Raw genomic sequence first — 21,881 nt, 5'->3', positions numbered from 1 at the left:
GGAAGGGCGGCGTCAGCCGACGGAGCCTTCCATCTGCAGCTCGATCAGCCGGTTGAGCTCCAGCGCGTACTCCATGGGCAGCTCCTTGGCGATCGGCTCGACGAAGCCGCGCACGATCATCGCCATGGCCTCGTCCTCGGTCAGACCCCGGCTCATCAGGTAGAAGAGCTGGTCGTCGCTGACCTTGGAGACGGTCGCCTCGTGACCCATCGTCACATCGTCCTCGCGGACGTCGACGTAGGGGTATGTGTCGGAGCGCGAGATGGTGTCCACCAGCAGCGCGTCGCACAGCACGTTGGACTTGGAGCCCTCGGCGCCCTCACCGATCTCGATGAGACCGCGGTACGAGGTGCGGCCGCCGCCCCGGGCCACCGACTTGGAGACGATGTTGGAGGACGTACGGGGCGCCATGTGCACCATCTTGGCGCCGGCGTCCTGGTGCTGGCCCTCGCCCGCGAAGGCGACGGACAGGGTCTCGCCCTTGGCGTGCTCGCCCATCAGGTAGACGGCCGGGTACTTCATGGTGACCTTGGAGCCGAGGTTGCCGTCGACCCACTCCATGGTCGCGCCCTCGTAGGCGACGGCCCGCTTGGTGACCAGGTTGTAGACGTTGTTCGACCAGTTCTGGATGGTCGTGTAGCGGCAGCGGCCGCCCTTCTTCACGATGATCTCGACGACCGCGGAGTGCAGCGAGTCCGAGTCGTAGATCGGAGCCGTGCAGCCCTCGACGTAGTGGACGTAGGCGTCCTCGTCGACGATGATCAGCGTCCGCTCGAACTGGCCCATGTTCTCCGTGTTGATCCGGAAGTAGGCCTGGAGCGGGATGTCCACGTGCACGCCCTTCGGCACGTAGATGAACGAGCCACCCGACCACACGGCGGTGTTCAGCGCGGCGAACTTGTTGTCGCCGGCCGGGATGACGGTGCCGAAGTGCTCCTGGAAGAGCTCCGGGTAGTCGCGCAGCGCGGTGTCGGTGTCCAGGAAGAGGACACCTTTCTCCTCCAGGTCCTCACGGATCTGGTGGTACACGACCTCGGACTCGTACTGGGCCGCGACACCCGCGACGAGGCGCTGCTTCTCCGCCTCCGGGATGCCGAGCTTGTCGTACGTGTTCTTGATGTCCTCGGGGAGGTCCTCCCAGGACTGCGCCTGCTTCTCCGTGGAGCGCACGAAGTACTTGATGTTGTCGAAGTCGATGCCCGACAGGTCCGAGCCCCAGTTCGGCATGGGCTTCTTCTGGAAGAGCTTGTGCCCCTTCAGGCGGAGCTTCAGCATCCAGTCCGGCTCGTTCTTCTTGCCCGAGATGTCACGTACGACGTCCTCGGACAGGCCGCGCTTGGCGGCTGAGCCTGCCGCGTCGGAGTCGGACCAGCCGTACTCGTACCGGCCCAGTCCATCGAGCTCGGGGTGAGCAGTCTCCGTAGGAGAGGTCATGCGGGGTTCCTCCCGGCGGTGTTCGCGGATGCTTGGGCAGCTGCCGTGCCGGCTGCCGCCCTGTCGGTGGCTGTCTTGCTGTGGTTCTTGGAGGCCTGCGTCTGCGGGATGAACGTGGTGCACACCCCGTCGCCGTGGGCGATGGTGGCCAGACGCTGCACATGGGTGCCGAGCAGACGGGAGAAGACCTCGGTCTCCGCCTCGCACAGCTGCGGAAACTGCTCGGCGGTGTGGGCCACCGGACAGTGGTGCTGGCAGAGCTGCTCTCCGGACGAAGCGGGCGCGCTGCGCGCAGTGGCAGCGTACCCGTCCTCCGTCAGCGCCTCGGCCAGTGCCTTGGTGCGCTCCTCGGGCGGCACCCGCTCCAGCGCGTGCCGGTACCGCTCGGCCTGAGCGGTGATCCGGGCCCGGGCGAACGCCGCGACCGCGGCCTCGCCCACTTCCCCGCCGCCCGCGGTCTGCGCGATCCAGCGCAGCGCGTCGGCGGCGAGCTCGTCGTACGCCTGGTCGAAGGCGTCCCGGCCGCACTCGGTGAGCGCGAAGACCTTCGCGGGGCGGCCGCGGCCGCGCGAACCGTAGGTCCGCTTCGCGTGCGGCTCGACGACGCCCTCGCCGACGAGGGTGTCGAGGTGGCGGCGCACTGCCGCCTGGGTCAGCTCCAGGCGGTGGGCCAGGTCGGCGGCGGTCGACGGACCGTTGTCCAGAATGGAGCGCGCGACCTTGTTCCGCGTGCCGTGCTGTTCGTCGAGGGATGCGGACGCACCGGGCCCGGCGGGGGCCGATCCGGCCTCCGCCTGCCTCTGGGGCGCAGCGTCCTTCTTTTTCACAACGCCATTGTTGCGTAATTCAGCGAGGCCCGGCAAGCGCCTGTGTGACCTGCACGGATGGGGTGCATCACGTAAGGCATGCCTTACCTGCGGGCGTCACACGGCCCCCGCGCAGCGCACGGCGCGGCGTGCCAAATCCGCAGGAACCCCGGGAACGGGACACTGACCTGGGCTCCCTAGACTTCCCCGTATGCGAAACGCAGCGGCTGTCGAGGTCGCGAAGCTGGTGAAGCGGTACGGAGGCAAGACCGCGGTGGACGGGCTGGACCTGTCCGTCGAACGGGGCACGGTCACCGCCTTCCTCGGCCCGAACGGCGCGGGCAAGACCACCACCGTCGAGACCTGCGAGGGTTACCGCCGTCCGGACAGCGGCAGCGTACGGGTGCTGGGCCTGGATCCGGTCGCCCAGAGCGCCGAACTGCGCCCCCGCATCGGCGTGATGCTGCAGAGCGGCGGTGTCTACTCCGGTGCCCGCGCGACGGAGATGCTGCGTCACATGGCCGGTCTGCACGCGCACCCGCTGGAGGTCGGCCCGCTCGTCGAGCGGCTCGGGCTCGGCAGCTGCGGCCGTACCCCGTACCGGCGGCTGTCGGGCGGCCAGCAGCAGCGGCTCGCGCTGGCGATGGCCGTCGTCGGCCGGCCCGAGCTGGTCTTCCTCGACGAGCCCACCGCCGGCCTCGACCCGCAGGCGCGCCGCGCCACGTGGGAGCTCATACGGGAGCTGCGCGCGGACGGCGTCACCGTCGTCCTCACCACGCACCACATGGACGAGGCCGAGGAGCTGTCCGACGCGGTCGCCATCGTGGACGCGGGACGGGTCATCGCCGAGGGCAGCCCGGAGGAGCTGTGCCGCGGCGGCGCGGAGAACACCCTGCGCTTCACCGGCCGGACCGGCCTCGACCTGGGCTCGCTGCTCAAGGCGCTGCCCGCGGAGACCGCCGCGGTCGAGATCAGCCCCGGCGGCTACCGGCTGACCGGCACCGTCGACCCGCAACTGCTCGCCACCGTCACGTCCTGGTGCGCGCAGAACGGCGTGATGCCGGACCGCATCTCGGTGGAGCGCCGAACGCTGGAGGACGTCTTCTTGGAGTTGACCGGTAAGGAGCTGCGGTCGTGAAGCGGTGCGCCCAACCCCGGCCGGAGGTACGGGGGTTGCCCCCGGGAGACAACAGCCTGGAGTTGACCGGTAAGGAGCTGCGGTCGTGAGTGCCGGTACGTTCACGCCCCGTCCGGGGGCGGCCCCGCTGCCGCGCATGATCGCGTCGCAGGCGGCCCTCGAGACGCGGATGCTGCTGCGGAACGGCGAGCAGCTGCTGCTCACCGTCGTCATTCCGACGCTGCTGCTGGTGCTGTTCAGCGGGGTCGACATCATCTCGCTGCCCACGGACGGCAGCCGGGTCGACTTCCTCGCGCCGGGCATTCTCGCGCTGGCGGTGCTGTCCACGGCGTTCACGGGGCAGGCCATCTCGACCGGCTTCGAGCGCCGGTACGGCGTGCTGAAACGGCTCGGCGCCTCGCCGCTCCCCCGCTGGGGGCTGATGGCGGCGAAGACCTGCGCGGTGCTGGTCATCGAGGTGCTGCAGCTGGTGCTGCTGACCGTGGTCGCGCTGGCGCTGGGCTGGTCGCCGCAGGGCAATCCCCTGTACGTGCTGCCCCTGCTGCTGGCCGGTACGGCCGCGTTCTCCGGTCTGGGGCTGCTGATGGCGGGGACGCTGCGCGCCGAGGCGACGCTGGCCGCGGCGAATCTGGTGTTCATCCTGCTGCTGGTCGGCGGCGGCGTGATCGTGCCGCTGGAGAAGTTCCCGGGCGCCGTGCAGTCGGTGCTCCAACTGCTGCCCATTTCCGCCCTGTCGGACGGGCTGCGCGCCGTGCTGCAGCAGGGCGCGGGAATGCCGTGGGGCGATCTCGCCGTACTCGTCGTGTGGGCGGTGCTGGGCCTGGGCTCGGCGGCGCGCTTCTTCAAGTGGGAATGACGGCACAGCACCGACAGTTTCGTTTTAGTAAAACCCAAAAGACGACGGATTCCGTTGCGTCTTTCCATTGACGCAACGTTTTCGTCATGGCTGAATAACCGGACTTCCGCCCCTCCCCGTCCCCCTTGGAGCCGGCGCATGTCCTCTCGCACAGCACGGCCGGACGTCCCCGACCGGCCGGATATCAAGCCCCTGGACCGTTCCCTCGGCGTCTTCGGCGGAGTGCTGCTGACGCTCTCGTGCATCACCCCCGCGTCCTCGCTGTTCATCATCGTTCCCGAGCTGCTGGCCACTCAGGGCTCCGGGACCACGCTCACCCTGCTCGTCGCCACGGTGATCTCCCTCGGCGTGGGCTTCTGCTACGCCGAGCTGGGCACGCTGGTGCCGAGTGCCGGCGGCGAGTACTCGATCATCGGGCAGCTCCTCGGCCGGGTCACCGGCTGGCTGGTCTTCGCGATCACCATCGTGATGCTGCTGGTGATCCCGCCGGTCATCGCGCTCGGCATGGCCGACTACATCGGCTCCGTCGCCACCGTCGACCCCGCCGTGGCCGGCACCGTCGTGATGGTGCTGTCGGTCGCCGTCGGACTGCTCAACATCAAGGCGAACGCCCTGGTCACCGGCATCTTCCTGGGTATCGAGCTCGTCGCGGCCGCCGTGGTCGCCGTGCTCGGCTTCGTCCACGTCGAGCGCCCCGTCTCCTCGCTGCTGCACGCGAGCGTGCCCGAACCGGGCGGCGGCACGGGCCCGTTCACCGTGGGGCTGCTCATCTCCGGGCTGGCCGTCGGCATGTTCACCTACAACGGCTTCGGCACCGCCGTGTACCTCTCCGAGGACCTCAAGGACCCGCGCCGTTCCGTGGCCCGTACCGTCCTGTGGTCGCTGCTGGCCAGCGCCGTCGTCATCACCGTCCCCGTGATCGCGCTGACCCTGGGCGCGCCCTCCATGCAGGCGCTCGCCGAGGGCGACTTCGTGGCGATGGTCGACCACTGGGCGGGCAGCACCGTCGGTACGTTCGTCAGCCTCGGGATCGCCGCCGCCATCCTCAACGCGGTGATCGTCATGGTGCTGCAGAACGGCCGGGTTCTCTACGCCTCGGCCCGCGACCGCACCTGGCCGGAACCGGTGAACCGCGCACTGGGCACGGTGCATCCGCGCTGGGGCTCCCCCTGGGTCGCCACCCTCGCCATCGGACTGCCGGGCGCCGTCCTCGCGTACGCCGTCCCGCTGGACGCCCTGCTCGGGTTCACCGGTGTCGTCGTCGCCGTGGTCTATCTGCTGCTCGGCGTCGCGGCCCTGGCCGCACGCGCCCAGCGGCACAAGGACACCGCGGCCTGGCGGATGCCGTGGTGGCCCGTGGTGCCGGTGCTGACCATCGTGGCGCTGGCGTACGCGCTCACCCAACAGGCCGCGCGCGACCTGGAGATCACCCTCGGCGTGCTCGTCCTGGGCCTCCTGTACTGGGTGTGCTATCTGCGGCCGCGCTCGGCGACCCACTGGGTGCTCACCCTTCCCGACGACCAGACGCCCGGTACGGCGGCCGTTCCGCCGACTGCCGCCGCGTCCACGGAGGACCAGCCCGTATGAGCACCGCCCGCGCAGCGGACACCGTCATCCGCAACGCCCACGTCCACACCGTCGACCCGGCGCTCCCCACCGCGGGGGCCCTCGCGGTGACCGGCGGGCTCATCAGCTGGGTGGGCTCCGACGAGGACGCCGGCGAGCACATCGGGACCGGCACCGACGTCGTCGACGCCGGCGGTCGGCTCGTCCTGCCCGGCTTCGTCGACGCGCACAACCACGTACGGCTCGGCTCAGACTCCGCCTGCGTCCAGCTGGCGGGGGCCCGCTCCCTGGCGGAGATCGGGGACCGGATCGCCGCGTGGCTGGAGGAGCATCCGGAGGCCGACTGGATCGAGGCCGAGGCCTTCAACTACGCGGCCGTTCCCGGCTCCCGGATGCCCACGGCCGCCGACCTGGACGCGCTCACCGGCGACCGGCCCGCCTTCGTGCTCAGCTACGACGTGCACACGGCCTGGCTGAACACCGCCGCCATGCGCCGCCTCGGCATCACCCGCGACTCCCGCGAACTGCCCTTCGGGCTGGTCGAGAAGGACGAGGAGAGCGGCGAACCGACCGGGTTCCTCACCCAGTTCGCGGTGCGCGGCCTGTCCCGCGACGGCCACCGGGCGCTGCGCGAACTGGGCCTGCCCTGGGCGGATCCGGAACGGCAGTACGGGCGGCTGCGCGGCAGTCTGCGGATGGCCGCCGGACTCGGCATCACCACGGTCGTCGAACCGCAGAACTCCCTCGACGACCTCGCCCTGTTCGAACGCGCCCTGGACGAAGGGGAGTTGCGCTCCCGGCTGATCGCCGCACTGTTCCATCCGCGGGGCACCACGGAGGCGGAGCTGGCGGAGTTCGCGCAGGCGGCCGGGAAGTACGACAGCGACCGGCTGCGGGTCGGCCCGCTGAAGCTCTACATCGACGACGTGGTGGAGCCGCGCACGGCGGCACTGCTGGAGCCGTACGCCGGCTGCGCCTCGCACCGCGGCGACACCTTCTATCCGCCGGCGGAGTTCGCGGACCTGCTCGTACGGCTCGACGCCGCCGGCTTCCAGACCTTCGTGCACGCCACCGGCGACCGCGGCATCCGCACCGTCCTGGACGCGGTCGCCGCGGCCCGCGAGGCCAACGGCCCGCGCGACGCGCGGCACCAGATCGTGCACGTCGAATGCCTCGACCCGGACGACATGCCGCGCTTCGCCGAGCTCGGCGTGGTGGCGTGCATGCAGCCGCGGCACTGCGCGCCCGACATCGCGGGCCCCGGCTACGACTGGGCGGAGAACATCGGCCCCGCCCGCTGGTCACGGGCCTGGCCGATGCGTTCGCTGGAGCGTTCCGGCGCGACCCTCGCGTTCTCCAGCGACTGGAACGTCGCCGAGATGGACCCGCTCACCGGGATCTACACCGCCGTCACCCGGCGCGGGCTCGACGGCGGTACGCCGTGGGTCCCGGAGGAGACCGTGGACCTGGCCACCGCGCTCCGCGCGTACACACTGGGCAGCGCGTACGCGAACTTCACGGAGCACGACCGGGGCAGCCTCACCGTCGGCAAGCTCGCCGATCTGGTGCTGCTCTCCGACGACCTGTTCGCCCTCCCGCCGGAGGCCGTCAAGGACACCCGCGTCGAACTGTCCATGGTCGGCGGGACGGTCGTGCACAGGGCTCCGGGCGTCCCGCACCCCTCGTGAAAGTACGCACAAGCGCGCCCGTACGATAGGCGCGTGCCAAAGATGCCCGAACTCGTACGCAACCCCATCGCGTACATCGCCGCCCGCTGGACCCCCACGCAGCGCACCCTGCGCCGGGCCACGATGTCCGCGGTCGTGATGAGCGTGTTCATCGTGGTGACCGGCGGTGCCGTACGGCTGACCGGCTCCGGTCTGGGCTGCGACACCTGGCCCAAGTGCAGCGGCGACAGCCTGTACGCCACCTCCGAGATGGGCGTGCACGGCGCCATCGAGTTCGGCAACCGCATGCTGACGTACGTGCTGAGCGCGGCCGTCGGCTGGGCCATCGTCGCCAGCCGGTCCGTGAAGCCGCGCCGCAGGAAGCTCAGCCGGCTCGCCTGGGCACAGTTCTGGCTGGTGATGGCGAACGGCGTCATCGGCGGCGTGACAGTGCTGACCGAGCTCAACCCGTACACCGTCTCCGGGCACTTCCTGCTCGCGACCGCGCTGCTGACCGTCACCACGCTGACGTGGCTGCGCGCCCGCGAGGGCGACGAGGGCCCGCGGCCGCTCGTCGGCCAGATCATCAAGCGGCTGGTGTACACGCTGACCGGCTTCTCGGCGCTGCTGATCGTCGTCGGCACCGTCGTCACCGGCGCGGGCCCGCACGCGGGCGACAGCAGCAAGGTGCCGCGCATGCCGGTCGACCCGAAGACGGTCACCGAAGTGCACTCGGCACTCGCCTGGATCGTCGTCCTGCTCACCGTCGTCGTGTGGTGCGTACTGAAGGCGGTCGACGCGCCCGCCGGACCGCGCCGCGCCATCCGCGACCTGTTCCTGGTGCTGCTCGCCCAGGGCGCCATCGGCTACGTGCAGTACGTCACCGATCTGCCCGAAGTCCTCGTCGGCATCCACCTGCTGGGCTCGACGCTCGTGTGGATCGCGGTGCTGCGGGTCGTCCTCTCGCTGCGCGAGCGCGGCCTGCCGCCGGAGCCGGACGGCGGCGCTGCCGCGAACGACAGTGCGGCGGACGACAGCGCGCAGGTCCCCTCCCCCGCCCGCACGGCGCCGGATCAGCCTGTGCCGGCCGGCTCCGCCACCGCTCCCGAGTCGCCCTCCAGCCGGTAGAGCCTGCGCGCGGTGCCGCCGGTGAGCTGCTCCGTGATGCGGTCCGCGTCCGCCGGTGAGCAGCCGCCCTCCGCGACCCAGCCGGTGAGCAGCTTGCTCAGCGATCGCGCGAAGGACCGGGCGCGCACCACGTACAGCTCCGGCAGCGCCCTGGCGCCCGACGTGAACAGCAGCTTCCCGAACGGCGCTTCGGACAGCGTCTCCGACGGGCGCGGACCGGCGTCCGTATAGACGTGCGGATAGGCGGCGGCCAGCCTGGCCGCCGCGCGGTGGTACGGGCGCTCCGGCAGCAGCACCACCGCGCCGTGCCCCTCGCTCGCCCCCAGGAACCCCTCCAGCGGCGCCGGGTCCCCGCACCGCAGCTGTACGGGCCGGCCCGTCACCAGCGCACTCCACACCAGGTGCCGTACGAGCGCCGGTTCGGCCCGCAGGGAGTGCTGCGGTACCCGCGCCGCGGGCCCGTGGAACCCTCCGGTGCGCAGTCCGGCGGCACGCCGGGCGCGGGCCTCCAGCCAGCGTGCGGCGGCGAGTTGCACCTCCTGTACGGACGGCGGGCGCGCTTCGATGAACCCGGCGTCGCCGACGAAGGACGCCGCCTGCCGGGCCGCCCCGTACAGCGCCTCCGCCGTGTTCGCGACGAACGACCTGACCGCTCCCGAGGTGTCCGCGACCTGCCCCGCCAGCGACTCCAGGCACACCGCTTCCCGCGTCGCCGGCCCGCCGCCGGCCGCGTCGGCGAACTCGCCGGGCGACGTCAGCCCGCGGTGCTCGGGCAGCGGGCCCGGGCCGTACCGCACCGTCGTGTCGACGACGAACGTGCCGATGCCGCTGCCGCGCAGCAGCGTCCGCGTCGCCCGCACGGCGCCCAGTTCGCGGCGGCGGGCGAGATAGCGCGCCGCCGTGCAGTGCTCCTCCAGGCCCAGCAGCGGCGGACACCAGCGGCGCACCGCGAAGCCCAGACCGCTGTCGAAATAGCTGCCGCTGTCCGGCCGCGCGCCGCCCGACGCCGCGGCGAGCTGCGCCTCGAACGTGCCCAGCCCGAGCTCCGCGTGCAGCACTCCGTAACTGTGCTGATCGACGAGCCCGGCCGTGCCCCCGCTGAGTGCCATCCAGCACCTCCTCGTCCGTGAGGTCTAACGCCCGGACGGTGCTCGGGTGTCGGCCTCGCCCCGCGAACAGGTGCACGCTCCGGCCGGAGCGGGTGCGGCACTTCGACCAAAGACAGCGCGGAGCCGGGACGTACGGGGACCGTCGCCCCTGCTCGCGGGCGCCCCCTCGGCGGGAGTCTTGAGGTGTTGGCCCGGAAAGGGCCGATTACCCGGAAAATCCGGCTCGTTGAGCCTCGTGGCTCCGCCCCGCGGAGCCCGCACAGAGAAAGAGCACCGTCATGTCCCAGCACCTCACCGCCCATTCCCCGCTCGTCCGCGCCGCCGTCCTGGTCGCCGGTACGGGCATCGCCACCGCGGCGCTGAGCGGCACCGCCGCACTGGCCGCCGACAGCGGCAGCCCGCAGGCGGCGACCGGCCAGTCGTCCTCGCAGCAGGCCCCGCAGAGCGGCCGGTCCCTCCAGTCCGGACAGACCGCGCAGTCCGGCAAGGCGCCGGTGTCCTCGTCGCGGGACTTCAGCATGAAGGACGGCAGCATCGCCACCGTCGACGGCAAGCACGGCCACTACCGCGTGAAGGTGTACGGCGGTGGCGGCATCGGCCAGATCGGCGAGCTCGACTCGGCCCACCCGCGCGCCAACCACAACGGCCTCATCTACACGCTGCACGCGGACGGCACCGTGACCGCCGAGGAGGAGAGCGTGCAGCCCGACCACCACTCCGACGGCGACAACGGCAACAAGGGCGGCAAGAGCGACGGCAACCGCCACGACGACAACCACGGGCAGCACACGGACGGCGCGCGGCACGCCGCGGCCCCCGCCCGGCACGCCTCCGGTACGGCCGCCACGGCGGACCGCCCCGCACAGCAGCGGACCGGCTCGGCACAGCACGGAACCTCCGCGCAGGCCGCCGCACCCAAGGGAGCCGTCGCCGCGGGCGAGGCCGTACAGCCCGGCGCCATGAACCCGGCGACCGGCATGGCACTGGCCGGAGCCGCCGGGGTCACCCTCCTCGGCGCCGGCGGCTACGCCCTCCGCCGCCGCACCGCCCGCGACTGACCGCCCGGCCACCGGCCCGGCACCGCCCGCAGGGCCCCGGGGCGCCCGCCTCCACACCGGGCGCCCCGGGGCTCTCCGGCCCGCCCCGCGACGGGGCGGGCCCGCCCCGTCCAACCCCCGCTTCCCCTCCCGGAGTTCGCCGTGACCCGCGCTGTCCGTACCGCACCGGTTCTCGCCCTCGGTGCCGTGCTCGCCCTCTCCCTCGCCCTCGCCGGGCTGCTCACCTCCCCCTCGCACGCCGCCCGGCACAGAGCCGCCCCGGCCTCCGGTGCGGCCCCGGCCGAGGTGTCCGTCCCCTCCCTCGGCATCCACGGGCCGGTCACGCCGCTGGACCGGCAGCCGGACGGCACCGTCGAGGTTCCCCCGCCGGACCACCCCGAGGAGGCCGGCTGGTACCGGGGCAGCGCCGTACCCGGCGAGCAGGGCACCTCGGTGGTGATCGGCCACAACTCGACCCGCTACGGCCCGGCGGTCTTCCACGACCTGGCCGGTGTGCGCGAGGGCGCCGCCATCGACATCACCCGCGGTGACGGCCGCACGGAACACTTCCGGGTGACCGGCACCGAGCGGGTCGCCAAGGGCGCGTTCCCCACCCGGAAGGTCTACGGGCAGCGCGAGGGCGTACGGCTGCGGCTCGTCACCTGCGCGGGACACCTCGACGCCGAGGGGCACCCCGTGGACAACCTGATCGTCTACGCCCGCGCCCGCTGACGCCGCCCCACGGCCCTGCGGCAGGCTTCCCTCTACGGTGGCAAATGTGACAGACAGGTCATTTCCCCTCCTCCCCCGTACTCCCTGGCAGCCGACCGCGGCGGACCTCGCGCTCAGCGTGCTCGTCGCGCTGACGAGCGTCCTGTGGTCGCTGACCAACTGGGAGTACGGCCTGCTGCACCCGGGCGGCCCGCTCAAGGCCGCCGTCGCCGCCGTGCTCGCCCTGGCCGTGCTGTTCGTACGGCGGGCGCCGCTGCCCGTCGCGCTCGTCGTCATCGTCTGCGACCTGCTCTTCTTCGAACCGGTCGCACTCGCCGTCGCCCTGTTCGGCATGGGCGCCTACCACCGCTCGGCACTCGTACGCTGGGCCGTCGCCGTCCTCGCCTGCGCCACCCACGCCGCGGCCCGGCTCCAGGACCCGTACGAGCAGTGGCTCCACATCGCCGCGCTCACCCTGGTCTTCGTCGTCCTGCCGGAGATCGTCGGCGTGTACGCGCGCACCCGCCGCGCGCTGGTCTCCGTCGCACTCGCCAGGACCGCCCAGCTGGAGCGGGAGCAGAGCCTGGTCGAGGAGCAGGCCCGGGCCGGGGAGCGGCGCCGCATCGCACGCGAGATGCATGACGTCCTGTCACATCGCGTCACCCACATGGTGATCCGCGCCGGCGCGCTGGAGGCCACCCCGGACCGGGACGCGGAGGCCGTACGCGAGGAGGCGGCCGAGATCCGGCTGCTGGGCCGGGCCGCACTGCGCGAACTCCGGGAAACCCTCGGCATCCTGCGCTCCTCGCCCGACTGGTCGGGGCCCGCGCAGACGCCCGCCACCCTCGCCGACCTCACCGGACTCCTCGCGCAGGCCCGCGCGCTGGGCACGCCCGTCGACCAGGACGGGCCGTTGCCCGACCCGGCCTCCGTCCCGCCCGCGGTGCAGCGCGCCGCGCACCGCGTCGTCCAGGAGAGCCTCACCAACGCGGCCCGGTACGCGCCCGGAGCGCCCGTACGGGTCGCGCTGACGCTCGGGGACGACGACGTGCTCTTCGTCACGGTCCGCAACTCCCTCCCGGAATCCGCGACTCCGGCAGGGGCTCCAGCGGCCACGGAGGAGCTCGGCTCCCGCAGCGGCCTCACCGGACTCCGGGAACGCGTCGAACTGCTCGGCGGCACCTTCACGGCGGGCCCGCTGCCCGACGGCGCGGGGTTCGCCGTCGAGGCGGCCCTCCCCTGCCACGCCCGCACCGGGGCGCCGTCGTGATCCGCGTACTGCTGGCCGACGACGAGCCGGTGGTCCGGCACGGCCTGGGCGCGCTCCTCGCCCCCGAGCCGGAGATCACCCTGGTCGCGGAGGCCGCCGACGGCGCGGAGGCGGTGGAGCTCGTACGGGAGCGGCAGCCCGACGTGGTGCTGATGGACATTCAGATGCCGCGCCTGGACGGCATCGGCGCCACCCGGCAGATCACCGCGCTGCCCGCACCGCCCAAGGTGATCGTGCTCACCACGTTCTCCGCCGACGACTATCTGGACCACGCCCTGCTGGCCGGCGCCTCCGGCTTCCTGCTCAAGGACTGCTCGGCCGCCGAACTGGCCGACGCGGTACGGCGGGTGGCCGCCGGCCAGTCGACACTGTCGCCCGCGGTGACCGGAACGGTCCTCGACGCCCTGCGCGGCAGCCGCCCCCTGGCGCCCGCACGGGCCCTGCGCTCTCGGCTGGACGTGCTCAGCAGGCGCGAGACCGAGGTGCTGGCCCGGCTCGCCGAAGGGATGACCAACGGGGAGATCGCCGCTGAACTGCACACCACCGAGGGCACGGTGAAGGCCCACATGACCAAGATCCTGGCGAAGCTGGAGCTGAACCGGGTGCAGGCCGCGATCCTCGCCCACGACGCCGGCCTGCGCCCCGGCCCCGTACAGGACGGCGGGGGCGGCACGGACGGACGTGACGGAGAAGTCTGAACTGGGGGATCCCAACCGGGATACCCGCCGGTAGCATCGTGCGCATGGCAGACAGCAGCAAGCGGGCGGCCCGGCTCGCCAAGGAGATCAACGCGTTCGCCAAGCGCCACGGCGGCAGCGCCGAGGCCCAGATCGCCTACGTGGGACAGATGGGCGCGCGGATCGCCCTCGTCGGCGCGAACGGCGAATGGGGCGACCTGATGGCCCCCTCGGTCGAGGTCGCGCAGCAGGCGGCGGAGCGCGCCGGCGTCACGGTGCACGACACGTTCGACGGCGAGCTCGCCGAGAAGGTGCGCACCGGACCGTACGAATGGACCCGGATGGCGGGCATCCAGATCGGCGGCCCCTCCAACGGCTGAACGCCGGGAGAACAGCCGCGCTCCTCGGAGACAGAAGCGGGCGGGGCCGGACAGCAGATCTGCTGCCCGGCCCCGCCCGTACGACTGTTCAGTAGAAGTCGTCAGCGCAAGAACGGATCCACCGCGACCGCCACGAAGAGCAGCGACACGTAGGTGATCGACCAGTGGAAGAGCCGCATCTCCTTCAGCTTCGCGCCGGTCACCTCGGCCTTCGCGCGGCTGTGCAGGGCGTGTGCCTCCCACAGCCACCAGCCGCCGGCCACCAGCGCCACGGCCGGGTAGAACCAGCCGACGTAGCCCAGCGGCCACAGCAGCAGCGAGACCGCGACCATCACCCAGCTGTAGAGCACGATCTGCTTGGCCACGGCCTTGTTGCCCGCCACGACCGGCAGCATCGGGACGCCGACCCGCTCGTAGTCGTCCTTCACCTTCATCGACAGCGGCCAGTAGTGCGGCGGCGTCCAGAAGAACATGACGAGGAAGAGAATGACGGCGGCCCAGCTGACCTCGTTCTTGACGGAGGACCAGCCGATGAGCACCGGCATGCACCCGGCGATGCCGCCCCACACGATGTTCTGCGACGTGCGCCGCTTCAGCAGCATCGTGTAGACGAGCACGTAGAACAGCAGCGCGCCCAACGCCAGTGCTCCGGAAAGCCAGTTGACGAGCAGTCCGAGCCAGAGCGTGGAGATCACGGCGAGTGCCAGGCCGAAGACCAGCCCCTCGCGCGGGCTGACGATCCCGGTGACCAGCGGACGCTGCTCCGTGCGGTGCATGAGCGCGTCGATGTCGCGGTCGAGGTACATGTTCAGCGCGTTTGCGCCGCCCGCCGAGAGGTAGCCGCCGACGCAGGTGTTCAGCACCAGCAGCAGGTTGGGCACGCCCTGTTGGGCGAGGAACATGACGGGAATCGTGGTGATGAGCAGCAGCTCGATGATCCGCGGCTTGGTGAGTGCGATGAACGCCTTCACCCTGGCCCGGAACGGCCGGTGACCGGTGCTGCCTTTCAGCACCCCCGCGGGACGGGACTCGACGGCCGTCACGAACACCCCTGATCGACTAAGGAACTGGCGAGCCCGGACCCGGAACCACGTGCAGAGACGTGAAGAGCCGGTAAAGCTCGCGCGTACCACGCCACTTTAGACGGCCCGGGTACGTCGCCCGCTCCGGGGGTGGCCCGTGTTGGACAGGGGTCATCCGAAGGCCCGCACCGGGCACGGGTCCGACGGGCGAACCGGGGCACATCACCGCAGGCTGGAATAACGCGTGTGCCAATTTGGTTGCCCGAGGCGTCGGGTAACCGGACGACAAACAGTCGAAAAGATGCCCGCCCCGACGGGGGTAGGCTCGACACCGCCCGGTGAGCTACAGCACCGGCCATCGACATGTGGAGAGGAGCCCTGACGCAGGGTGAGCACCAAGCCGACCACCACAGACCTTGAGTGGACCGATCTTGACCAGCGGGCCGTGGATACCGTCCGAGTCCTGGCCATGGATTCCGTGCAGAAGGTCGGCAACGGCCACCCCGGCACGGCAATGAGCCTGGCTCCGGCCGCGTACCTGGTCTTCCAGAAGCTGATGCGCCACGACCCGTCCACCCCGGAGTGGACGGGTCGTGACCGTTTCGTCCTCTCCGTCGGGCACTCGAGCCTGACCCTGTACATCCAGCTCTACATGGCCGGATACGGGCTGGAGCTGGACGACCTGAAGGGCTTCCGCAGCTGGGGCAGCCGCACTCCGGGCCACCCGGAGTACGGCCACACCGTGGGTGTGGAGACGACAACGGGCCCGCTCGGACAGGGCGTTGCCAACGCCGTGGGCATGGCAATGGCGGCGCGTTACGAGCGCGGCCTGTTCGACCCGGACGCCGCGCCGGGCGAGTCGCCTTTCGACCACACCATCTGGTGTTTCGCCGGAGACGGCTGCCTGCAGGAGGGCATCTCCTCGGAGGCCTCCTCGCTGGCGGGTCATCAGAAGCTCGGCAACCTCGTGCTGCTGTGGGACGACAACCACATCTCCATCGAGGGCGACACCGAGACCGCGATCTCCGAGGACACCCTCAAGCGGTACGAGGCCTACGGCTGGCACGTCCAGCGCGTCGACCAGCTGCCCAACGGCGACCTGGACCCCAAGGGTCTGTACGAGGCCATGAAGGCGGCGCAGGCCGAGACCGAGCGCCCCTCCTTCATCGCGGCCCGTTCGATCATCGCCTGGCCGGCCCCGAACGCCCAGAACACCGAGGCCGCGCACGGCTCGGCGCTGGGCGACGACGAGGTCGCGGAGACCAAGAAGGTGCTGGGCTTCGACCCGGAGAAGTCCTTCGACGTCTCCGACGAGGTCGTCGCCCACGTCCGCAAGGCCGTGGACCGCGGCCGCGAGGCGCACGCCGCCTGGGACAAGCAGCTCGCGGAGTGGCGTCAGGCCAACCCGGAGCGCGCCGCCGAGTTCGACCGGATCTCCGCGAGCAAGCTGCCCGAGGGCTGGGAGGACGCGCTGCCGTCCTTCGAGGCGGGCGGCTCCGAGGCCACCCGCAAGGCCTCCGGCGCGGTGCTCAAGGCGCTGGGCCCGGTCATCCCCGAGCTGTGGGGCGGCTCCGCCGACCTCGCCGGCTCCAACAACACGTCCTTCGACAAGAGTTCGTTCCTGCCGAAGGGCAACCCGCTGCCGGGTGCCGACCCGTACGGCCGCACGGTCCACTTCGGGATCCGCGAGCACGCCATGGGCGCGACCATGAACGGCATCGCGCTGCACGGCAACACCCGTGTCTACGGCGGTACGTTCCTCACGTTCTCCGACTACATGCGTCCGGCCGTGCGTCTCGCGGCCCTGATGCAGGTGCCGGCCACGTACGTGTGGACGCACGACTCGATCGGTCTGGGCGAGGACGGCCCGACGCACCAGCCGGTCGAGCACATGTCGGCGCTGCGTGCCATCCCCGGTCTCAACATGGTCCGTCCCGCGGACGCGAACGAGACCGCGCTCGCCTGGCGGGAGATCCTCAAGCGGCACGACACGAAGCCGGCCCCGCACGGCCTGGCGCTCACCCGGCAGGGCGTGCCGACCTACGAGGCGAACGAGAACGCGGCCAAGGGCGGCTACGTCCTCTTCGAGGCCGAGGGCGGGCAGCCGCAGGTGATCCTGATCGGCACCGGTTCCGAGGTGCAGCTGGCCGTGGAGGCGCGCGAGCAGCTGCAGGCCGAGGGCGTTCCGACGCGTGTCGTGTCGATGCCGTGTGTCGAGTGGTTCGAGGAGCAGGACCGGTCCTACCGGGACAGCGTGCTGCTGCCGTCCGTGAAGGCGCGCGTCGCGGTCGAGGCCGCGACGGGTCTGACCTGGCACCGCTTCGTCGGTGACGCGGGCCGGATCGTGTCGCTGGAGCACTACGGCGCCTCGGCCGACTACAAGACGCTGTACCGCGAGTTCGGCATCACCTCGGAGGCCGTCGCCCAGGCCGCCCGTGAGTCGGTGCAGGCCGCGGCGCGCTGAACACAGAACAACGACTGACAGCTTCAAGAGCTTTCACCAAGCAGCAGGAGATGCAACTCCCATGACAGACGCTCTCAAGCGCCTCTCCGACGAAGGCGTCGCGATCTGGCTGGATGACCTGTCGCGCAAGCGCATCACGTCCGGCAATCTCGGCGAGCTGATCGACGAGCAGCACGTCGTCGGTGTGACCACCAACCCGACCATCTTCCAGAAGGCGATCTCGTCCGGCGACGGTTACGAGCAGCAGCTGGAGGACCTGGCGAGCCGCGGCGTCAGCGTCGACGAGGCCGTCCGCATGATCACCACGGCCGACGTCCGCGACGCGGCCGACATCCTGCGCCCCGTCTTCGACGCCACCGGCGGCAAGGACGGCCGGGTCTCCATCGAGGTGGACCCGCGCCTGGCGCACAACACCCGGGCGACGCTGGCCGAGGCCCGGCAGCTGGCCTGGCTGGTGGACCGTCCGAACACCTTCATCAAGATCCCGGCCACCAAGGCGGGTCTGCCGGCGATCACCGAGACCATCGGGAAGGGCATCAGCGTCAACGTCACGCTGATCTTCTCGCTGGAGCGGTACCGCGAGGTCATGGACGCCTACCTGGCCGGTCTGGAGAAGGCCAAGGGCCTGGGCATCGACCTGTCCCAGATCCACTCGGTCGCCTCCTTCTTCGTCTCCCGCGTCGACACCGAGGTCGACAAGCGCCTCGACGCCATCGGCACGGACGAGGCGGAGGGCCTGAAGAGCAAGGCCGCCATCGCCAACGCGCGGCTCGCCTACCAGGCGTACGAGGAGGTGTTCGCCTCCGACCGCTGGAAGGAGGTCGAGCGCGCCGGGGCCAACGCGCAGCGTCCGCTGTGGGCCTCGACCGGCGTCAAGGACCCGAACCTGCCGGACACCCTGTACGTCACCGAGCTGGTCACCGCCAACACGGTGAACACCATGCCGGAGGCGACTCTGCAGGCCACCGGCGACCACGGTGAGATCACCGGCGACCGGGTGCGTGACCACTACCAGGACGCGCAGGGCGTGCTGGACGCCATCGCCAAGCTCGGCATCTCCTACGACGACGTCGTCCAGGTTCTGGAGGACGAGGGCGTGGAGAAGTTCGAGGCGTCCTGGAACGACCTGCTGTCCTCCACCGAGGCGGAGCTGAAGCGCCTCGCCCCGAAGGAGGCGTAGGAAAAGTTGAGCAGCGCGGCCAACCCGCTGCGTGACGCTCAGGACCGACGGCTCCCGCGTATCGCGGGGCCGTCGGGCCTGGTCATCTTTGGCGTCACGGGCGATTTGTCACGTAAAAAGCTGATGCCCGCCGTTTACGATCTCGCGAACCGCGGCCTGCTGCCGCCGGGCTTCTCCCTGGTGGGATTCGCCCGGCGCGACTGGGAGGACGAGGACTTCGCGCAGGTCGTGCACGACGCCGTGAAGGAGCATGCGCGGACCCCGTTCCGCGAGGAGGTCTGGCAGCAGCTGGCCGAGGGCATGCGCTTCGTGTCCGGCGTCTTCGACGACGACGAGGCGTTCAAGACCCTCAAGTCCACCATCGAGGAACTCGACAAGTCCCGTGGCACGGGCGGCAATTTCGCCTTCTACCTGTCCGTGCCCCCGAAGTTCTTCCCGACCGTCGTCTCGCAGCTGAAGAAGCACGGCCTCTCCGACGGCCCGGACGACTCCTGGCGGCGCGCCGTCATCGAGAAGCCCTTCGGGCACGATCTGGAGAGCGCCCGCGAGCTGAACTCCGTGGTGCACGAGGTCTTCAAGCAGGACCAGGTCTTCCGGATCGACCACTACCTGGGCAAGGAGACCGTCCAGAACATCCTGGCGCTGCGCTTCGCCAACACGATGTTCGAGCCGCTGTGGAACCGCAGTTACGTCGACCACGTGCAGATCACGATGGCCGAGGACATCGGCATCGGCGGCCGTGCCGGCTACTACGACGGCATCGGCTCCGCGCGCGACGTCATCCAGAACCACCTGCTCCAGCTGCTGGCGCTGACCGCGATGGAGGAGCCCACCTCCTTCGACGCCAAGGCGCTGGTCACCGAGAAGCTGAAGGTGCTCAACTCGGTGCGGCTGCCGCAGGATCTGGGCAAGCACACCGTGCGCGGGCAGTACGCCGCGGGCTGGCAGGGCGGCGAGAAGGTCCAGGGCTACCTCCAAGAGGACGGCATCGACTCCAAGTCGAAGACCGACACCTACGCGGCCATGCGCCTGGAGATCGACAACCGCCGCTGGGCGGGCGTCCCCTTCTATCTGCGCACCGGCAAGCGGCTGGGCCGCCGGGTCACCGAGATCGCGGTCGTCTTCCAGCGCGCCCCGCACTCCCCGTTCGACACCACCGACACCCAGGAGCTCGGGCAGAACGCCCTGGTCATCCGGGTGCAGCCGGACGAGGGCGTGACCATCAGGTTCGGTTCCAAGGTGCCGGGCACGGCGATGGAGATCCGGGACGTGACGATGGACTTCGCGTACGGCGAGTCCTTCACCGAGTCCAGCCCGGAGGCGTACGAGCGCCTCATCCTCGACGTCCTGCTGGGCGACGCGAACCTCTTCCCGCGCCACCAGGAGGTCGAGCGTTCCTGGGAGATCCTCGACCCGGTCGAGGAGTACTGGGACAAGCACGGCAAGCCCGAGCAGTACGCCGCCGGGACCTGGGGTCCCCAGGCCGCCGACGAGATGCTCGCACGCGACGGACGGAGCTGGCGCCGGCCATGAACATCGACCTCTCGGACACCACGTCCAGCCAGATCAACAACGCCCTGATCAAGGCCCGCCGTGCCACGGGCTCGCCCGCCATCGGCATGGTGCTCACCCTCGTCATCGTCACCGACGAGGGCAACCACTACGACGCGCTCAAGGCCGCCAGCGAGGCGTCCAAGGAGCACCCCTCCCGGATCCTCGTCGTGGTGCGCCGGCCCGGCCGCTCGCCCCGTGACCGGGCACAGCACCGGCTCGACGCCGAGGTGCGGGTGGGCGCCGACGCCGGGTCGGGCGAGACCGTACTGCTGCGGCTGCACGGCGAGTTGTCGTCGCACGCCTACAGCGTCGTCCTGCCGCTGCTGCTGCCGGACGCCCCCGTGGTCGTCTGGTGGCCCGAGGACGGGCCGGAGAACCCGTCCAAGGACAAGCTGGGCACCCTCGCGCAGCGCCGCATCATGGACGCCGCCGCGACGGAGGACCCGGTGGCGGCACTGGAGCTGCGCGCCAAGACGTACGCCCCGGGCGACACGGACCTGTCCTGGACCCGCACCACGTCCTGGCGCAGCGTGCTCGCCGCGGCGCTCGACCAGAAGCACACCACGATCACCGGCGCGGTCGTCGAGGGCGAGGAGTACAACCCCTCGACGGAGCTGCTGGCACTGTGGCTCGCGGACCGGCTGGGCGTCCCGGTGCAGCGGAAGATCACCGAGGGCCCGGGCATCACGGCCGTACGGATGACGAGCGAGGCCGGCGAGATCTGCCTCGACCGCGCCGACGGCTCGCTGGCCGAACTGGCCGTTCCGGGCCAGCCCGACCGGCACGTGGCGCTGAACCGGCGCACCACGGCCGAGCTGGTCGCGGAGGAGCTGCGGCGGCTTGACCCGGACGAGGCGTACGCCAAGGCCGTGCGGTACGGCGTGAACAAGCTCGGCAAGGGCACGCGCCAGCCGCACCCCGAGGCGGGCACCGGCACGGACACCGGGGCGGAGCCGCAGGCCGAGGAGGACTCGGCCAAGCAGCCCGCGGCGGCCAAGAAGGCGGCGACCTCGGCGAAGGCGACGTCGAGGAAGGCGGCGTCCAAGTGACGGGCCCGCCGCAGGTGGTGGTGCACCACGACAAGGAGGAGATGGCACAGGCGACAGCCGCGCGGCTCGTCTCCCGCATCGTCGAGGCGCAGTCCGCCAAGGGCTCCGCCTCCGTGGTCCTCACCGGCGGCAGGAACGGCAACGGACTGCTCGCGGCGCTCGCGTCGTCGACGGCCCGCGACTCCATCGACTGGTCCCGTCTCGACCTGTGGTGGGGCGACGAGCGTTTCCTCCCCGAGGGGGACCCGGAGCGCAACGTCACGCAGGCCCATGAGGCACTCCTGGACGCGGTCCCGCTCGACGCGTCCCGTGTGCACGCGATGGCGGCGTCCGACGGTCCGTACGGCAGCGACGTGGAAGCGGCGGCGGAGGCCTACGCGGCCGAACTCGCCGCGGCGGCGCGGCCGGAGGACCACGGGCACGTCCCCTCGTTCGACGTGCTGATGCTGGGCGTCGGCCCGGACACGCACGTGGCGTCGCTGTTCCCGGAGCACCCAGGTGTGCGGGAGACGGAGCGGACGGTGGTGGGTGTGCACGGCGCGCCGAAGCCGCCGCCGGTACGGATCTCGCTGACGCTGCCGGCGATCCGCGCGGCACGCGAGGTGTGGCTGCTCGCCGCGGGCGAGGACAAGGCGAACGCGGCGGCGATCGCGCTGTCCGGAGCGGGCGAGATACAGGCGCCCGCGGCCGGCGCGTACGGGCGCTCCCGCACGCTGTGGCTGCTGGACGAGCCCGCAGCAAGCGAACTCCCCCGCGACCTCTACCCCCCGGCCCTCTCCTGACAGCCGAGAAGGGCCCCGCCACCAACACGGTGACGGGGCCCTTCCCACAAG

At 71.3% G+C, this 21,881-nt stretch carries 19 protein-coding genes; 15 read left to right on the top strand and 4 right to left on the bottom strand.

The features are described 5' to 3' along the window. Positions 1–12: 12 nt before the first annotated feature. Both sufB and AC3AGO_RS26175 read right to left on the bottom strand, forming a co-directional pair. Entirely contained in the window at positions 13–1,434 is a 1,422-nt protein-coding gene (sufB, locus tag AC3AGO_RS26180) for a Fe-S cluster assembly protein SufB (RefSeq protein WP_487822686.1), read from the bottom strand. After that, on the bottom strand, positions 1,431–2,261 hold the full coding sequence (locus tag AC3AGO_RS26175) for a helix-turn-helix transcriptional regulator (protein ID WP_487822685.1): 831 nt from the start codon (positions 2,259–2,261) through the stop codon (positions 1,431–1,433). The genes sufB and AC3AGO_RS26175 overlap by 4 nt, the downstream gene beginning before the upstream one ends. A gap of 190 nt (positions 2,262–2,451) precedes the next feature. Between AC3AGO_RS26175 and AC3AGO_RS26170 the strand changes: the two genes are divergently transcribed. The 5 genes from AC3AGO_RS26170 to AC3AGO_RS26150 all read left to right on the top strand — a co-directional run bounded on the left by AC3AGO_RS26170 (position 2,452) and on the right by AC3AGO_RS26150 (position 8,595). Beyond that, on the top strand, positions 2,452–3,378 hold the full coding sequence (locus tag AC3AGO_RS26170; RefSeq protein WP_487822684.1) for an ABC transporter ATP-binding protein: 927 nt from the start codon (positions 2,452–2,454) through the stop codon (positions 3,376–3,378). A gap of 85 nt (positions 3,379–3,463) precedes the next feature. Further along, on the top strand, positions 3,464–4,234 hold the full coding sequence (locus AC3AGO_RS26165; RefSeq protein WP_487822683.1) for an ABC transporter permease: 771 nt from the start codon (positions 3,464–3,466) through the stop codon (positions 4,232–4,234). 138 nt (positions 4,235–4,372) lie between these two features. After that, entirely contained in the window at positions 4,373–5,821 is a 1,449-nt protein-coding gene (locus AC3AGO_RS26160) for an APC family permease (protein WP_487822682.1), read from the top strand. Further along, on the top strand, positions 5,818–7,488 hold the full coding sequence (locus AC3AGO_RS26155; protein WP_487822681.1) for an amidohydrolase: 1,671 nt from the start codon (positions 5,818–5,820) through the stop codon (positions 7,486–7,488). Before AC3AGO_RS26160 ends, AC3AGO_RS26155 begins: the two co-directional genes overlap by 4 nt. A gap of 42 nt (positions 7,489–7,530) precedes the next feature. Then, positions 7,531–8,595 (top strand): COX15/CtaA family protein, encoded by a 1,065-nt coding sequence (locus AC3AGO_RS26150; protein WP_487824824.1) that lies wholly within the window; start codon positions 7,531–7,533, stop codon positions 8,593–8,595. On the opposite strand, the gene AC3AGO_RS26145 is transcribed toward AC3AGO_RS26150, so the two are convergent. After that, entirely contained in the window at positions 8,541–9,704 is a 1,164-nt protein-coding gene (locus AC3AGO_RS26145) for an amidohydrolase (RefSeq protein WP_487822680.1), read from the bottom strand. The two genes, AC3AGO_RS26150 and AC3AGO_RS26145, sit on opposite strands and share 55 nt — an antisense overlap. A 278-nt stretch (positions 9,705–9,982) precedes the next feature. Here AC3AGO_RS26145 and AC3AGO_RS26140 point away from each other — a divergent pair, with 278 nt between their 5' ends. The 5 genes from AC3AGO_RS26140 to AC3AGO_RS26120 all read left to right on the top strand — a co-directional run bounded on the left by AC3AGO_RS26140 (position 9,983) and on the right by AC3AGO_RS26120 (position 13,779). Then, entirely contained in the window at positions 9,983–10,762 is a 780-nt protein-coding gene (locus AC3AGO_RS26140; protein ID WP_487822679.1) for a hypothetical protein, read from the top strand. A gap of 141 nt (positions 10,763–10,903) precedes the next feature. Next, positions 10,904–11,473 (top strand): class F sortase, encoded by a 570-nt coding sequence (locus AC3AGO_RS26135; protein ID WP_487822678.1) that lies wholly within the window; start codon positions 10,904–10,906, stop codon positions 11,471–11,473. A 46-nt stretch (positions 11,474–11,519) separates the two neighbouring features. Then, positions 11,520–12,722 carry a sensor histidine kinase gene (locus AC3AGO_RS26130; RefSeq protein ID WP_487822677.1) on the top strand — a complete coding sequence of 401 codons (1,203 nt, stop codon included), beginning with the start codon at positions 11,520–11,522 and terminating at the stop codon, positions 12,720–12,722. Continuing rightward, positions 12,719–13,420, top strand: coding sequence for a response regulator (locus AC3AGO_RS26125; protein WP_487822676.1), 702 nt, complete (start codon positions 12,719–12,721; stop codon positions 13,418–13,420). Before AC3AGO_RS26130 ends, AC3AGO_RS26125 begins: the two co-directional genes overlap by 4 nt. Before the next feature lie 44 nt (positions 13,421–13,464). Beyond that, complete coding sequence (locus AC3AGO_RS26120) at positions 13,465–13,779, top strand: hypothetical protein (RefSeq protein ID WP_487822675.1); 315 nt, start codon at positions 13,465–13,467, stop codon at positions 13,777–13,779. Between the two features lie 101 nt (positions 13,780–13,880). Here AC3AGO_RS26120 and AC3AGO_RS26115 read toward each other — a convergent pair whose 3' ends face one another. Next, the gene (locus tag AC3AGO_RS26115; RefSeq protein ID WP_487822674.1) at positions 13,881–14,822 is read right to left on the bottom strand and encodes a heme o synthase; all 942 of its coding nucleotides are present in this window, start codon (positions 14,820–14,822) and stop codon (positions 13,881–13,883) included. Between the two features lie 367 nt (positions 14,823–15,189). Here AC3AGO_RS26115 and tkt point away from each other — a divergent pair, with 367 nt between their 5' ends. The 5 genes from tkt to pgl all read left to right on the top strand — a co-directional run bounded on the left by tkt (position 15,190) and on the right by pgl (position 21,830). Continuing rightward, on the top strand, positions 15,190–17,265 hold the full coding sequence (gene tkt, locus AC3AGO_RS26110; RefSeq protein ID WP_487822673.1) for a transketolase: 2,076 nt from the start codon (positions 15,190–15,192) through the stop codon (positions 17,263–17,265). A 61-nt stretch (positions 17,266–17,326) separates the two neighbouring features. Next, positions 17,327–18,445, top strand: a complete 1,119-nt coding sequence (tal, locus tag AC3AGO_RS26105; protein WP_487822672.1) for a transaldolase — start codon at positions 17,327–17,329, stop codon at positions 18,443–18,445. 6 nt (positions 18,446–18,451) lie between these two features. Then, positions 18,452–19,978, top strand: a complete 1,527-nt coding sequence (zwf, locus tag AC3AGO_RS26100) for a glucose-6-phosphate dehydrogenase (RefSeq protein WP_487822671.1) — start codon at positions 18,452–18,454, stop codon at positions 19,976–19,978. Further along, positions 19,975–21,048, top strand: coding sequence for a glucose-6-phosphate dehydrogenase assembly protein OpcA (gene opcA, locus AC3AGO_RS26095; protein WP_487822670.1), 1,074 nt, complete (start codon positions 19,975–19,977; stop codon positions 21,046–21,048). Before zwf ends, opcA begins: the two co-directional genes overlap by 4 nt. Positions 21,049–21,089: 41 nt before the next feature. Beyond that, the gene (gene pgl, locus AC3AGO_RS26090) at positions 21,090–21,830 is read left to right on the top strand and encodes a 6-phosphogluconolactonase (protein ID WP_487824823.1); all 741 of its coding nucleotides are present in this window, start codon (positions 21,090–21,092) and stop codon (positions 21,828–21,830) included. The last annotated feature ends 51 nt before the right edge of the window (positions 21,831–21,881 follow it).

This window comes from Streptomyces sp. BL1, from assembly GCF_057628045.1.
Note: the sequence above shows the minus strand (reverse complement) of the source record. Positions and strands in the feature narration are given on the sequence as shown.